The 14,191-nt window shown below is 65.6% G+C and carries 9 protein-coding genes, 1 pseudogene and 1 CRISPR repeat array; of the genes and pseudogenes, 8 read left to right on the forward strand and 2 right to left on the reverse strand.

Features of this window, described 5'->3' with window-relative positions; genetic code table 11:
• Positions 1-17 precede the first annotated feature (17 nt).
• The 3 genes from ABID37_RS09380 (at position 18) to amaB (ending at position 3,329) form a co-directional block, all read left to right on the forward strand.
• Positions 18-392, forward strand: a complete 375-nt coding sequence (locus tag ABID37_RS09380; protein ID WP_354194002.1) for a YciI family protein — start codon at positions 18-20, stop codon at positions 390-392.
• A complete protein-coding gene (locus ABID37_RS09385; RefSeq protein ID WP_354194003.1) occupies positions 389-1,660 on the forward strand; it encodes an RNA polymerase sigma factor in 1,272 nt (423 codons plus the stop codon). Before ABID37_RS09380 ends, ABID37_RS09385 begins: the two co-directional genes overlap by 4 nt.
• Positions 1,661-1,814: 154 nt before the next feature.
• Positions 1,815-3,329 (forward strand): L-piperidine-6-carboxylate dehydrogenase, encoded by a 1,515-nt coding sequence (gene amaB, locus ABID37_RS09390; RefSeq protein WP_354194004.1) that lies wholly within the window; start codon positions 1,815-1,817, stop codon positions 3,327-3,329.
• A 48-nt stretch (positions 3,330-3,377) separates the two neighbouring features.
• Here amaB and ABID37_RS09395 read toward each other — a convergent pair whose 3' ends face one another.
• Positions 3,378-4,790 carry a helix-turn-helix domain-containing protein gene (locus tag ABID37_RS09395; RefSeq protein ID WP_354194005.1) on the reverse strand — a complete coding sequence of 471 codons (1,413 nt, stop codon included), beginning with the start codon at positions 4,788-4,790 and terminating at the stop codon, positions 3,378-3,380.
• A gap of 190 nt (positions 4,791-4,980) precedes the next feature.
• Between ABID37_RS09395 and ABID37_RS09400 the strand changes: the two genes are divergently transcribed.
• From ABID37_RS09400 to ABID37_RS09420, 5 genes and pseudogenes are all read left to right on the forward strand, one after another.
• On the forward strand, positions 4,981-6,513 hold the full coding sequence (locus tag ABID37_RS09400; protein ID WP_354194006.1) for an acyl-CoA carboxylase subunit beta: 1,533 nt from the start codon (positions 4,981-4,983) through the stop codon (positions 6,511-6,513).
• 32 nt (positions 6,514-6,545) lie between these two features.
• Complete coding sequence (locus ABID37_RS09405; protein ID WP_354194007.1) at positions 6,546-6,827, forward strand: hypothetical protein; 282 nt, start codon at positions 6,546-6,548, stop codon at positions 6,825-6,827.
• A gap of 24 nt (positions 6,828-6,851) precedes the next feature.
• Positions 6,852-8,855, forward strand: a complete 2,004-nt coding sequence (locus ABID37_RS09410) for an acetyl-CoA carboxylase biotin carboxylase subunit (RefSeq protein WP_354194008.1) — start codon at positions 6,852-6,854, stop codon at positions 8,853-8,855.
• A complete protein-coding gene (gene scpA, locus ABID37_RS09415) occupies positions 8,855-10,993 on the forward strand; it encodes a methylmalonyl-CoA mutase (protein WP_354194009.1) in 2,139 nt (712 codons plus the stop codon). Before ABID37_RS09410 ends, scpA begins: the two co-directional genes overlap by 1 nt.
• An 87-nt stretch (positions 10,994-11,080) precedes the next feature.
• Positions 11,081-11,620: pseudogene (locus ABID37_RS09420) on the forward strand (CRISPR-associated endonuclease Cas3''); the annotation flags it as partial.
• A 303-nt stretch (positions 11,621-11,923) separates the two neighbouring features.
• A CRISPR array of direct repeats spans positions 11,924-13,145; the repeat unit is 32 nt; unit sequence GTCGCTCCCCTCGCGGGAGCGCGGATCGAAAC.
• 194 nt (positions 13,146-13,339) lie between these two features.
• Here ABID37_RS09420 and fsa read toward each other — a convergent pair.
• Positions 13,340-13,993 (reverse strand): fructose-6-phosphate aldolase, encoded by a 654-nt coding sequence (fsa, locus tag ABID37_RS09425; protein ID WP_354194010.1) that lies wholly within the window; start codon positions 13,991-13,993, stop codon positions 13,340-13,342.
• Positions 13,994-14,191: the final 198 nt, after the last annotated feature.

Genomic DNA, 14,191 nt, shown 5'->3' on the forward strand with positions numbered 1-14,191 from the left:
AAGTGAAAGGCCTTCCGATGCTGTATGCCATACTTTGTTACGCCTCCGAGGATGTCGTCTCCGGCTGGAGCAAGGAACAGGACGACGCCGTCATGGCCAAGCTCGCCGCCGTGCAGGAGAAATATGCCCGTGCCGGCAAGCTCGGTCCCGTCGCCCGGCTGTTGCCGACCACCGCCGCGACCACGTTGCGCAAGGTGAAGGGCGAGCCGGTGGTGATCGACGGACCGTTCGCGGAAACCAAGGAGCAGTTCCTCGGCTTCTACACGGTGGACTGCGCCGATCTCGACGAGGCGGTGCAGTTCGCGCGCGAGATTTCGGACGTAAACCCGAGCGGCGGCTCCTATGAGATCCGGCCCGTCGGCGTGCTCAACCCGGTCAAGGCCACGATATGAACGATGCCGAATGGATCAGCGCGGCACTTGCAGCGGCCCGGCCCAAGGCCATGGGCGCGCTGCTGCGCTATTTCCGCGACCTCGACACGGCCGAGGAGGCGTTTCAGGACGCCTGCCTCCGGGCGCTGAAGAACTGGCCGCAGAACGGGCCGCCGCGCGATCCTGCCGCCTGGCTGATCCTTGTCGGGCGCAACAGCGGCATCGATGCGGTGCGCAAGCGCAGCCGGCAGGCCGAAATGCCGGACGAGGACAAGATTTCCGATCTCGAGGACGCCGAAACCGATATCGCCGACCGGCTCGACGGCGCCCATTATCGGGACGACATCCTGCGGCTCCTGTTCGTCTGCTGCCATCCCGACCTGCCGGCCACGCAGCAGATCGCGCTGGCGCTGCGCATCGTCTCGGGCCTCAGCGTGCGGCAGATCGCGCGCGCCTTCCTGGTGAGCGAGGCCGCCATGGAGCAGCGCATCACGCGGGCCAAGGCACGCATCGCCGCTGCCGGCATTCCCTTCGAGACGCCGGGACCGGTGGAGCGGGCCGAGCGGCTCGCCTCGGTGGCGGCCATGCTCTATCTGGTCTTCAACGAGGGCTATTCGGCGGGCAGCGGCGAAGCGGAAGCGCGCGGTGCGCTGTGCGACGAGGCGATAAGGCTGGCGCGGCTCCTGCTGCGCCTGTTCCAGACGGAGCCCGAGATCATGGGCCTGACGGCGCTGATGCTGCTGCAGCATGCACGCACGCCGGCCCGCTTCGATGCCGATGGCGAGATCGTGCTGCTGGAGGACCAGGACCGCAGCCTGTGGCACCCCAAGATGATCGACGAGGGGCTGGCGCTGGTCGACAAGGCGCTGCGCCATTGGAAGCCCGGCCCCTATCAGGTGCAGGCGGCGATTGCGGCGCTGCATGCCCGCGCCAGGCGGGCCGAGGACACCGATTGGGGCGAGATCGACCTGCTCTACGGCCTTCTGGAACGCCTGCAGCCGTCGCCGGTGGTGACGCTGAACCGCGCCGTGGCCGTGTCCAAGGTGGAGGGGCCGGAGGCGGCGCTCGCCATGGTCGAGCCGCTGGAGGAGCGGCTCTCCGGCTATTTCCATTTCCACGGCCTGCGCGGCGGCCTGCTCATGCAACTCGGCCGTAACGAGGAGGCGCGCATCGCTTTCGACCGCGCCATCGCGCTGGCCAATACGCCTGCCGAGGCTGCCCATATCCGCCGCCATATCGACCGCCTGGCCAGCAAGGCCACCGCACCCCAGGCCGCAAGCCGCCGCTGATCTGGTTCAATTCCCGGTTCCCGCCTTGGTCCATGGCGGGGTGGCGGAATCGTGCCGGAGACGTTAAGTCATGGACAAAATCCCTGACCGTGCGGGGCAGGGGCAGGGCGGCCGTCGGGGCCGTCGAACATGGTTTCGTTCCGGAAGGTGATTTATGTCCATAGCGAAAGAAACTGGCGAGCTGCTTTCGAAACTCGGCGTATCGGGTTCGGCCCTGTCGGGCGGCGACCTTGTGGTGAGGAGCCCGGTGACGGGCGAGGAGATCGCGCGGGTCGGGCAGGTGTCCGGCGCGGATGTGGGCAAGGCGATCGATGCGGCCCATGCGGCGTTCCTGAAATGGCGCTTGGTGCCGGCCCCGCGTCGCGGCGAGCTGGTGCGACTCTTGGGCGAGGAACTGCGCGCCCACAAGGAAGAACTCGGCCGGCTGGTGTCGATCGAGGTCGGCAAGATCCCGTCCGAGGGACTGGGTGAAGTGCAGGAGATGATCGACATCTGCGACTTCGCTGTTGGTCTTTCCCGCCAGCTCTACGGCCTGACCATCGCCACCGAGCGTTCCGGCCATCGTATGATGGAAACCTGGCATCCGCTCGGCGTGGTCGGCGTGATCTCGGCTTTCAACTTCCCGGTTGCCGTGTGGTCGTGGAATGCGGCGCTGGCGCTGGTGTGCGGCGACAGTGTGGTGTGGAAGCCATCGGAAAAGACCCCGCTGACCGCGCTCGCTTGCGAGGCGATCTTCGCCCGTGCGGTCAAGCGCTTCGGCGACGATGCGCCGGAGGGCCTGCTCAAGGTGCTGATCGGCGGTGCCGATGCCGGCGAGGCGCTGGTCGATCATGCCAAGGTGCCGCTGGTGTCGGCGACCGGCTCGACGCGCATGGGCCGGGCGGTCGGTCCGCGCCTGGCCGGCCGCTTCGCCCGCGCCATTCTGGAACTGGGCGGCAACAATGCCGGTATCGTCTGTCCCTCGGCCGATCTCGACATGGCGCTGCGCGCCATCGCCTTCGGGGCCATGGGCACGGCCGGCCAGCGCTGCACCACGCTGCGCCGCCTGTTCGTGCATGAGAGCGTCTACGACCAGATCGTGCCGCGGCTGAAGAAGGCCTATGAAAGCGTTTCCGTCGGCAATCCGCTGGAGGGCAAGGCGCTGGTCGGGCCGCTGATCGACAAATCCGCCTTCGACAACATGCAGAAGGCGCTCGAAGCGGCCAAGGCCGCCGGCGGTTCCGTGACGGGCGGCGCCCGCGTCGAGACCGATCATGCCGGGGCTTACTATGTGCGCCCGGCCATCGTGGAGATGCCGTCCCAGACAGGCCCGGTTCTGGAAGAGACCTTCGCGCCGATCCTCTATGTGATGAAATATGCCGATTTCGACGATGCGCTCGCCCAGCACAACGCGGTAGGGGCCGGCCTGTCGTCGTCGATCTTCACGCGCGACCTTCAGGAGGCGGAGCGCTTCCTGTCGGCCGAAGGCTCGGACTGCGGCATCGCCAATGTCAATATCGGCACGTCGGGCGCCGAGATCGGCGGGGCGTTCGGTGGCGAGAAGGAGACCGGCGGCGGGCGCGAGAGCGGCTCCGATGCCTGGAAGGCCTATATGCGCCGCGCCACCAATACCATCAACTACTCCAAGGCCCTGCCGCTGGCGCAGGGCGTGTCCTTCGACATCGACTGAGCGGCTGATGGCCGACAACGGGAAAGGCGGTGCCCGGCACCGCCTTTTTCATTCGAGCCGGTAGGGCACCGGCGGGCGCAGATCGTGATCGACCCGCAGCCGCCGCTTGAAGGGCGGCGTCGCGCGCTGGTCGCAATTGGCGCGCTCGCAGATGCGGCAGGAGATGCCGATCGGATCGAAGGCGGCGCGGTTGGTCAGGTCGAGCCCGTCCGCATAGACGAAGTCGCCGGCATAGGCGACCTCGCAGCCGAGCGCGATGGCGTAGCGGCGGCGCGAGGCGTTGAAGCCGCCGCCCGACTTGGCGATTTCGGTGGCCACGCACAGATAGCGTACCCCGTCCGGCGTCTCGGCCAGTTGCCGGATGATGCGGCCGGGCATCTCGAAAGACTGGTGCACGTTCCACAAGGGGCAGGCGGCGCCGAAGCGGGCGAATTGCAGCTTGGCGGCGCTGTGGCGCTTGGTGATGTTGCCGGCCCGGTCGAAGCGCGCGAAGAACACCGGCACGCCCTTCATGCCGGGGCGCTGCAAGCTGGAGAGGCGGTGCGCCACTTGTTCGAGGCTGGCGCCGAAGCGGGCGGCGAGCAGTTCCAGATCGTGGCGCAACTCGCGCGCGGCGGTGAGGAAGGCCTGGTAGGGCAGGGTGACTGCCCCGGCGAAATAGTTGCGCAGACCGATGCGGCAGATCTCGACCGATTCCGGCGAGCGGAATTCGGCCCGGCGGGCGATGGCGTCGATCTCGGTCTTCAGTTCCAGTGCCGCCACCTGATAGGCCATCTGGAAGCTGCGCGTCGCGGCCGGCGAGTAGGCATTGAGATAGAGAAGCTTCGAGGCGGGATCGTAGCGGCGCAGAACGTCCTCGCCCTCGGCCGTTTTCAGGATGCGCACGCCGTGCCGCTTTTCCAGATGCGCGGCCAACGCGGCGCCGGCCTCGCGCTCGGGAATGCCGATCGACTGCGCCAGATTCTCGCCGGCCATGTCGATCTCATGGATGTAGTTGTCCATGAAGTGGAAGAAGTCGCGCACCTCCTCATAGGGTGTCGGTTCGGCAAAGGCATTGGTGCGCGACATCTGGTCGTCGAAGCCGGCCAGCTGCTCGCTGTTGCGGCGATAGGCCTGATGGCAGGCGATCAGCGCATGGGCGAGCCCCGGCGCGTTCTGCACCACAAGCTTCAGTTCCTGCGTGCTGGGCGAATAGGTCTCGAACAGCGGGTCGGTCAACGCTTCCGAAAGCGCCGAAAGCAGGCGGTCGCTGCTCCCGGCCGAAAGTTCGGACATTTCGATCTGGAATTTTTCGGCCAGCGCCAGAAGCACGGTCGCCGAAACCGGACGCTGGTTGTTCTCGATCTGGTTGAGATAGCTGGTCGAAATCCCGAGCCGCTGGGCGAAGGCGGCTTGCGTGTGGCCATGGGCAAGGCGGGACTCGCGCACCTTGCGGCCGATATAGAGCTTGCCTGTTGTCATGTTCGCATTTTTACAATTCGCAATTTGCAAATTTCTACACTATGCAATTCCACCTGTTCCAGCATTTTCTTGAGCCCGCCTTCGCACTAGGGACAAGGTGAAGGAAGCCGGCTCACACCGGCGAGGGAGAGGCCATGCCCGCATATCTTTTCGCGCCCGTTTTGCGGCCCGCCGCGCAGGAGGCATTGTGATGCGCAACGTTCTCGATCAACTGGAGGCGCGCCGCGCCGAAGCCCGCCTCGGCGGCGGCCAGCGGCGCATCGACGCCCAGCACGCCAAGGGCAAGCTGACGGCGCGCGAACGCATCGAGGTGCTGCTGGACGAGGGCTCCTTCGAGGAGTTCGACATGTATGTCACCCACCGCGCCACCGATTTCGGCATGGCCAGCCAGAAGGTGGCGGGCGACGGCGTGGTGACGGGCTGGGGCACCATCAACGGCCGGCTGGTCTATGTGTTTTCGCAGGACTTCACCGTGCTCGGCGGCTCGCTGTCGGAAACCCATGCGCAGAAGATCTGCAAGATCATGGACATGGCCGTGAAGAACGGCGCGCCGGTGATCGGCCTCAACGATTCCGGCGGCGCGCGCATCCAGGAAGGCGTCGCCTCCCTCGCCGGCTATGCCGACGTGTTCAAGCGCAATGTCGACGCGTCCGGCGTGGTGCCGCAGATTTCGGTGATCATGGGGCCGTGCGCGGGCGGCGCGGTCTATTCGCCGGCCATGACCGACTTCATCTTCATGGTGCGCGACAGTTCCTACATGTTCGTCACCGGGCCGGACGTGGTGAAGACCGTCACCAACGAGATCGTGACGGCCGAGGAGCTGGGCGGGGCGCGCACCCACACGCAGAAATCCTCGGTGGCCGACGGGGCCTTCGAGAACGACATCGAGGCGCTCGAGGGCGTGCGGCGGCTGTTCGACTACCTGCCGCTCAACAGCCGCGAGAAGCCGCCGGTGCGGCCCTTCCATGACGATCCGGCGCGCATCGACATGAAGCTCGACACGCTGGTGCCGGATTCGGCGGCCAAGCCCTACGACATGAAGGAACTGATCACCGCCATCGCCGACGAGGGCGATTTCTTCGAGATCCAGGAAGCCTTCGCCAGGAACATCATCACCGGCCTGATGCGCATCGAGGGCCAGACCGTGGGTGTGGTGGCCAACCAGCCCATGGTGCTGGCCGGCTGCCTCGACATCGATTCCTCGCGCAAGGCCGCGCGTTTCGTGCGCTTCTGCGATGCCTTCAACATTCCGCTTTTGACGCTGGTGGACGTGCCCGGCTTCCTGCCCGGCACCGCGCAGGAATATGGCGGCGTCATCAAGCATGGCGCAAAGCTCCTGTTCGCCTATGCGCAGGCCACCGTGCCGATGGTGACGCTGATCACCCGCAAGGCCTATGGCGGGGCCTATGACGTCATGGCCTCCAAGCATATCGGCGCCGACATCAACTATGCCTGGCCGACGGCCGAGATCGCGGTGATGGGCGCCAAGGGCGCGACCGAAATCCTTTACCGCTCGGAACTGGGCGACGCGGAAAAGATCGCTGCGCGCACGGCCGAATATGAGGAGCGCTTCGCCAACCCCTTCGTGGCGGCCGAGCGCGGCTTTATCGATGAGGTGATCATGCCGCATTCCTCGCGCCGCCGCATCGCGCGCGCCTTCGCCGCGCTGCGCACCAAGCAGGTCGAGGGGCCGTGGCGCAAGCATGATACGATGCCGCTTTGACGGAGAGGCCGCTGTACGGGCCGATGGGAAGGATGGACAAGCCGAAGCTGACGCCGGAGGAGGCCCGCAAGGACCACCGGCAGATGTTGCGCTTCATGGCGATCAATGCCGCGGTTGGCGCGCTGATCGGCGCGCTCACCGCCGTGGCCCTCATCTGGCTCGACATTGGCGGGATCGGCACGCGGATCGGGCGGGCGGCCAATCCGATCATTCCGGCGCTGCTGATCATCGCGCCTTTCGCCTTCGTGTTCGGCGGCGTGGTGACGGCCTCGGCCATTCTCACCCTGCCGTATGAAAAGAAATTCAAAGATTGAACCTTTAGGGGCTGAGACCGGCTGATGTTCAAGAAGATCCTCATCGCCAATCGCGGCGAAATCGCCTGCCGGGTCATCCGTACCGCGAAGAAGCTCGGCATCAGGACGGTCGCGGTCTATTCCGACGCCGACCGCGAGGCGCTGCATGTGCGGCTCGCCGATGAAGCGGTCCATATCGGCCCGGCGCCGTCGTCGCAGTCCTACATCGTCATCGACAGGATCCTCGAAGCCATCCGCAAGACGGGCGCCGATGCCGTTCACCCGGGCTATGGTTTCCTGTCGGAGAACGCCGCCTTCGCCGAAGCGCTGGAGCAGGAGGGCGTCGCCTTCATCGGTCCGCCGGTCAAGGCCATCGAGGCCATGGGCGACAAGATCACCTCCAAGAAGCTGGCGGCGGAAGCCGGGGTCAACACCGTGCCCGGCCATATGGGGCTTATCGAAGATGCGGACGAGGCCGTCCGCATAGCGGGCTCGATCGGCTATCCGGTGATGATCAAGGCATCGGCCGGCGGTGGCGGCAAGGGCATGCGCATCGCCTGGAACGATGCCGAGGCGCGCGAGGGCTTCCAGTCGTCGAAGAACGAGGCCAAATCCTCCTTCGGCGACGACCGCATCTTCATCGAGAAATTCGTCACCCAGCCGCGTCACATCGAGATCCAGGTGCTGGGCGACAAGCACGGCAACATTCTCTACCTCGGCGAGCGCGAATGCTCGATCCAGCGCCGCAACCAGAAAGTCATTGAGGAAGCCCCGTCGCCCTTCCTCGACGAAGCGACGCGCAAGGCCATGGGCGAGCAGGCCGTGGCCCTGTCGCGCGCGGTCGGCTATTTTTCGGCCGGCACGGTCGAGTTCATCGTCGATGGCGACCGCAATTTCTACTTCCTCGAAATGAACACCCGCTTGCAGGTCGAGCATCCGGTGACCGAACTGATCACCGGCATCGATCTGGTGGAGGAGATGATCCGGGTGGCGGCCGGCGAAAAGCTGCGCATCGCGCAGGACGATGTGAAGCTGAACGGCTGGGCCATCGAAAGCCGTCTCTACGCCGAGGACCCCTATCGCAACTTCCTGCCCTCCATCGGCCGGCTGACGCGCTACCGCCCGCCGGCGGAGGGCGAGCAGTCGGACGGCACCGTCATCCGCAACGACACCGGCGTGTTCGAGGGCGGCGAAATCTCCATGCATTACGATCCCATGATCGCCAAGCTGTGCGCATGGGCACCGGATCGCATCGGGGCGATCGAGGCGATGGGGCGCGCGCTGGACGATTTCGAGGTCGAGGGCATCGGCCACAATCTGCCGTTCCTGTCGGCGGTGATGGACCAGCAGCGGTTTCGCGAGGGCCGGCTGACCACGGCCTATATCGCCGAGGAGTTTCCGGACGGTTTTGCCGGCGTCACGCCAAGCGAGCGCCAGGCGCGCCTGCTCGCCGCCGTCGCGACCTTCATCCATGTGAAGCTCGCTCGCCGGGCGGCCCAGATTTCGGGCGTGCTTGCCAACCATCCGCGCGCCATCGGCAAGGACTGGGTGGCGACGGTGGCCGATCACGAGTTCGCGCTTGCCGTGACCGAAGGCGAGGCCGGCGACATCGTCACCTTCGCGGATGGTCCGAGCGTGAGCGTGGCGGGCGACTGGCTGCCGGGCGCCACCCATGCCGGCTTCACGGTGGATGGCGAGGCCATGGGCGTGAAGGTGACGCTCAACGGCTCGCCCACGCGGCTGCGCTGGCGCGGCATCGATGCCAAGGCCTATGTGCGCAGCCCGCGCGTCGCCGAGCTTGCGCAACTGATGCCGGTCAAGCTTCCGCCCGATACGTCGAAGATGCTGCTGTGCCCGATGCCGGGCGTGGTCACCGCCATAGCCGTGCAAGAAGGCGATGAAGTACAGGAAGGACAGGCGCTCGCCACCGTCGAGGCGATGAAGATGGAAAATGTCCTGCGCGCCGAAAAGCGCGGCAAGGTCAAGCGCGTCGCCGTCGAGCCGGGCGTAAGCCTGGCCGTCGACGAACTCATCATGGAGTTCGAGTGATGACTGATACCGACCTCGAAAAGTGGCGCAAGCTGGCCGAAAAGGAGGTCAAGCGCGATCCCGACACACTGGTGTGGGAGACGCCGGAAGGCATTCCGGTCAAGCCGCTTTACACGCAGGACGACCTCGAAGGATGCGGGCATCTGGACAGCCTGCCGGGCTTCGCGCCCTTCGTGCGAGGGCCGCGCGCTACCATGTATGCCGGGCGGCCGTGGACAATCCGCCAATATGCCGGTTTCTCGACGGCCGAGGAATCGAATGCTTTCTACCGCAAGGCGCTGGCCGCCGGCCAGCAGGGCGTTTCGGTGGCCTTCGACCTCGCCACCCATCGCGGCTATGACAGCGACCATCCGCGTGTGGTTGGCGATGTCGGCAAGGCGGGCGTGGCCATCGATTCCGTCGAGGACATGAAGATCCTGTTCGACGGCATCCCGCTAGACCAGATCTCGGTGTCGATGACCATGAACGGCGCGGTCATTCCCGTGCTCGCCAATTTCATCGTCGCCGGCGAGGAGCAGGGTGTGCCGCGCGCCAAGCTGTCGGGCACAATCCAGAACGACATCCTCAAGGAGTTCATGGTCCGCAACACCTATATCTATCCGCCCGAGCCTTCGATGCGGATCATCGCGGACATCATCGAATACACCTCGAAGGAGATGCCGAAGTTCAACTCGATCTCCATCTCCGGCTATCACATGCAGGAGGCGGGCGCGACGCTGGTGCAGGAGCTTGCCTTCACGCTGGCCGACGGGCGCGAATATGTGCGCGCGGCACTGAAGAAGGGCCTCGATGTCGACGAGTTCGCCGGGCGGCTGTCCTTCTTCTTCGCCATCGGCATGAACTTCTTCATGGAAGCGGCCAAGCTGCGCGCTGCGCGGCTTTTATGGACGCGCATCATGCAGGAATTCGAGCCGAAGAAATCCTCTTCCCTGATGCTGCGTACCCATTGCCAGACCTCCGGCGTGTCCCTGCAGGAGCAGGACCCCTACAACAACATCGTGCGCACGGCTTTCGAGGCGATGTCGGCGGCGCTCGGCGGCACCCAGTCGCTGCACACCAATTCCTTCGACGAGGCGATCGCGCTGCCGACCGAATTCTCGGCCCGCATCGCCCGCAACACCCAGCTCATCCTCCAGCACGAGACGGGCGTCACCAAGGTCGTCGATCCGCTGGCCGGCTCCTACTATGTCGAAAGCCTGACCAAGGAGCTTGCCGACGCCGCCTGGAAGCTGATCGAGGAAGTCGAGGCGATGGGCGGCATGACGAAAGCCGTCAACGAGGGGCTGCCCAAGCGGCTGATCGAGGAAGCGGCGACCCGCAAGCAGGCGGCCATCGACCGCGGCGACGAGGTGATCGTCGGCGTCAACAAATATCGCCTCGAAACCGAAGACGAGATCGACATTCTCGACATCGACAACAAGGCGGTGCGCGAGGCGCAGATCGCCCGCATCGAGCGCACCAGGCGCCAGCGCGACCCGAAGCGGACGGAAGAGACGCTGGCGCGCCTGCGCGAGGTGGCCCGCTCGGGCAAGGGCAACATCCTCGAAGCCGCCGTGGAGGCGGCACGGGAACGCGCCACGCTCGGCGAGATTTCCGACGCCATGCGCGATGCCTTCGGCGACCATTCCGCCGTGCCGAAGGTGGTGCGCGAGGTCTACGGCCCCGCCTATGAGGGCGAGCCGGAATACGAGAATCTGGTGGATCGGCTGGACCAGTTCTCGAAAGCGCTTGGAGCCTCACCCCGCATCATGGTGGCGAAGCTCGGGCAGGACGGGCACGACCGTGGCGCCAAGGTGATCGCCTCGGCCTTCGGCGACCTCGGCTTCGAGGTGATCGCCGGCCCGCTGTTCCAGACGCCGGACGAGGCGGCCGACCTTGCGGTGAAGTCCAAGGTGCAGGTCGTCGGCATGTCGTCGCTGGCGGCCGGTCACAAGACGCTGGCACCGCAACTGGTGGAAGCACTGAAAGCGCGGGGCGCCGACGAGGTCATTGTCGTGGTGGGCGGCGTCGTCCCGCGTCAGGACTATAAGTTCCTGCTCGACCATGGCGTGGCCGCCGTGTTCGGCCCCGGCACCAATGTGCTCGACGCCGCCCGCGCCGTGCTCGACCTGATGGAAGGCAAGCGCCGTAACATATGACCGGGCTGGCTCAATGAACCAGCCTGGCCAGGCCAGGCGAATCGGATAGGCTGCTCCCCGGGTGAAACGAACATGTCGCGGGGGCGCATGGACTATTTCGCGCATTCCGGCCGGCTCGCCGACCGGAGCGACTGGCAGGCCTTGCGGGACCATCTTTACGAGACGGCGGAACTGGCGGCCTCGTTCGCCGTGCGCTTCGGTCTTGAAAAGGCGGCTTTCACCGCCGGCCTGTTCCACGATCTCGGCAAATATGCCGAGGCCTTCCAGAAGCGGCTCAACGGGGCGGAGATCCGCGTCGATCATTCGACGGCCGGTGCCGTGGTGCTGCGCGACCGCACCAGCGGCATGGACGCCGATGTCGCCCAGCTCATCGTCTATGCGATCCTCGGCCACCATGCCGGCCTGCCGGACAAGCAGAACGAATTCGGCCATTGCGTCAGGCGCCGGCTGGAAGAGTTTCAGGGCCGGCTCGATCCGATCTGGGAACGCGAAATCAAGGCCGATCTGACCGGGCTGATGCCGCCGGAACTGCTGCGCAAGTTTTCGGCACGAAAGAGCCGTGAAGATGCGTGTTTCGATCTTTCGGTGGTCACGCGCTTTCTGTTCTCGTGTCTGGTCGATGCCGATTTCCGCAACACCGAGGCCTATTATGCGAAGCTGGAGGGCTTGCAGCCCGACCGCGAATGGCCTCTGCTTCAGGACCTGCTGCCGGATTTCACCGCGCGGTTCGACGCGCATATGGCGAAGCTGGCCAGTGACAGCGATCTCGGCCGCCTGCGGGGCAAAATCCTCGCCCATGTCCGTTCCGGCGCGCGGATGGAGCCGGGATTCTTCACGCTCAACGTGCCGACCGGCGGCGGCAAGACGCTGGCCTCGCTGGGCTTTGCGCTCGCCCATGCGCGTCTCCACGGCCACAGCCGCATCATCTACGCCATTCCCTTCACGGGAGCGCGGATCGAAACGTCGTCGGTCAGGACAAACATGGCAACCTGATGGGTCGCTCCCCTCGCGGGAGCGCGGATCGAAACGCCGCCACCGTCACCAACGCTCTCGCGGCGAAGCGTCGCTCCCCTCGCGGGAGCGCGGATCGAAACACCAAATCCAACCTGAAGATGATGATCGAGGACGGGTCGCTCCCCTCGCGGGAGCGCGGATCGAAACCTGACGGCAGTGCTGGCCAATGGGCCGCGTGGCGGTCGCTCCCCTCGCGGGAGCGCGGATCGAAACCGGTATGGGCCTTTCTGGTCATCGGCGGATGGCGTCGCTCCCCTCGCGGGAGCGCGGATCGAAACAAACCCGGGCAGGGCGGCGGCAACAAGCTGGAATGTCGCTCCCCTCGCGGGAGCGCGGATCGAAACATTTACGCAGGTGCATGGACACAGGTCAACGCACGTCGCTCCCCTCGCGGGAGCGCGGATCGAAACTGTCACGGCTGCCCCCGTGCGCTTTGGGTACGGTGTCGCTCCCCTCGCGGGAGCGCGGATCGAAACCGGTATGGGCCTTTCTGGTCATCGGCGGATGGCTGTCGCTCCCCTCGCGGGAGCGCGGATCGAAACCATTCTTGATGCAGCTGGTTATCGGCGTGGCCTTGTCGCTCCCCTCGCGGGAGCGCGGATCGAAACCCCGTCTCTGCAAAACGTTGAGGCGGTTTGCGAGTCGCTCCCCTCGCGGGAGCGCGGATCGAAACGCGACATGGCCGGCAACCAGTTGGCCAGGTATGGCGTCGCTCCCCTCGCGGGAGCGCGGATCGAAACGAGTGGATGGACATTTACGGCACCGGCAAGGACAGTCGCTCCCCTCGCGGGAGCGCGGATCGAAACCGCCGCTCTTGGCGATACGCCACCCAGCAGCAACGTCGCTCCCCTCGCGGGAGCGCGGATCGAAACACGGCATCGGCATAGGTGATGACGTCAGGTTGAGCGTTGCTCCCCTCGCGGGAGCGCGGATCGAAACTTACGAGGGGACGGCACGGGCTGGCGCGCTATCCGGTCGCTCCCCTCGCGGGAGCGCGGATCGAAACAGTTCGAAATGATGGAAACCGCCGAGATTATCATGTCGCTCCCCTCGCGGGAGCGCGGATCGAAACGTTTCCGGCTGCGGGCCCTTGGCGGCCAGCTCGCGTCGCTCCCCTTGCGGAAGCGCGGGTCGAAACCAGGAACAGGCCATGCATGTGGCCATGGAATGCGCTGTCGCTCCCGGTAGGGAGCGTGGGTTGAAACGCGTGGAACCATTGGGCGCGGGTCAACGGCGTTGTGTCGCGCCTTTCGGAAGGGGCAGGGTGGCCGGCGGGTGCTGTTGTGCCCGCCGGTGCCGCCGGTATCGGTGTTATGTCACCGCAAGGCTTCGTCAGCCGATCTTCTGGCCGGTCTTCGCCCAGTCGGCGAGGAAGCTTTCCAGCCCCTTGTCGGTGAGCGGATGCTTGACCAGCGCCTTCAGGGTTGCCGGCGGCACGGTCGCGACATCCGCGCCGATCAGGGCTGCCTGCTTGACGTGATTGACGGTACGGATCGAGGCGGCGAGGATTTCCGTCTGGAAATCGTAATTGTCGTAGATGCGCCGGATCTCGGCAATCAGTTCCATCCCGTCGATGCCGATGTCGTCGATGCGGCCGACGAAGGGGGAAATGAAAGTGGCGCCCGCCTTGGCGGCAAGCAGGGCCTGGTTGGCCGAAAAGCACAGGGTGACATTGACCTTGCGCCCGTCCGAGGTGATCGCCCGGCAGGCCTTCAGCCCGTCCAGCGTCAGCGGCACCTTGATGCAGACATTGTCGGCGATCCTGGACAGGATTTCCGCCTCGCGCATCATGTCCGCGTAGTCGGTGGCGACCACCTCGGCCGAAACCGGACCCTCGACGATGCCACAGATCTCCTTCGTCACCTCGGCGATGTCACCGCCGGATTTGAGGATGAGCGACGGATTGGTGGTGACGCCGTCCAGCAGGCCCAGCTCGTTCAACTCGCGGATTTCCCGCACGTCGGCGGTGTCGACGAAAAACTTCATGAAACGGTCCCTTGTGAATGGATGTGGCGGGGAGGCGGCAGCGCGCAAGCTTCCCGCCGGCCCGGTGACGGAACCGGCGGTTCTGCCCGGCAAGCGCCGGCCGCGCCTTCGACATTGCGACGTGACGCATACAGGTTCAGGAGAGGTTTGTAAATTATCTTACATTCGATTATAGAAGATGGACATACCAAACGGGAT

The organism is Aquamicrobium terrae (assembly GCF_040545735.1).
Lineage (GTDB): Bacteria > Pseudomonadota > Alphaproteobacteria > Rhizobiales > Rhizobiaceae > Mesorhizobium > Mesorhizobium terrae_A.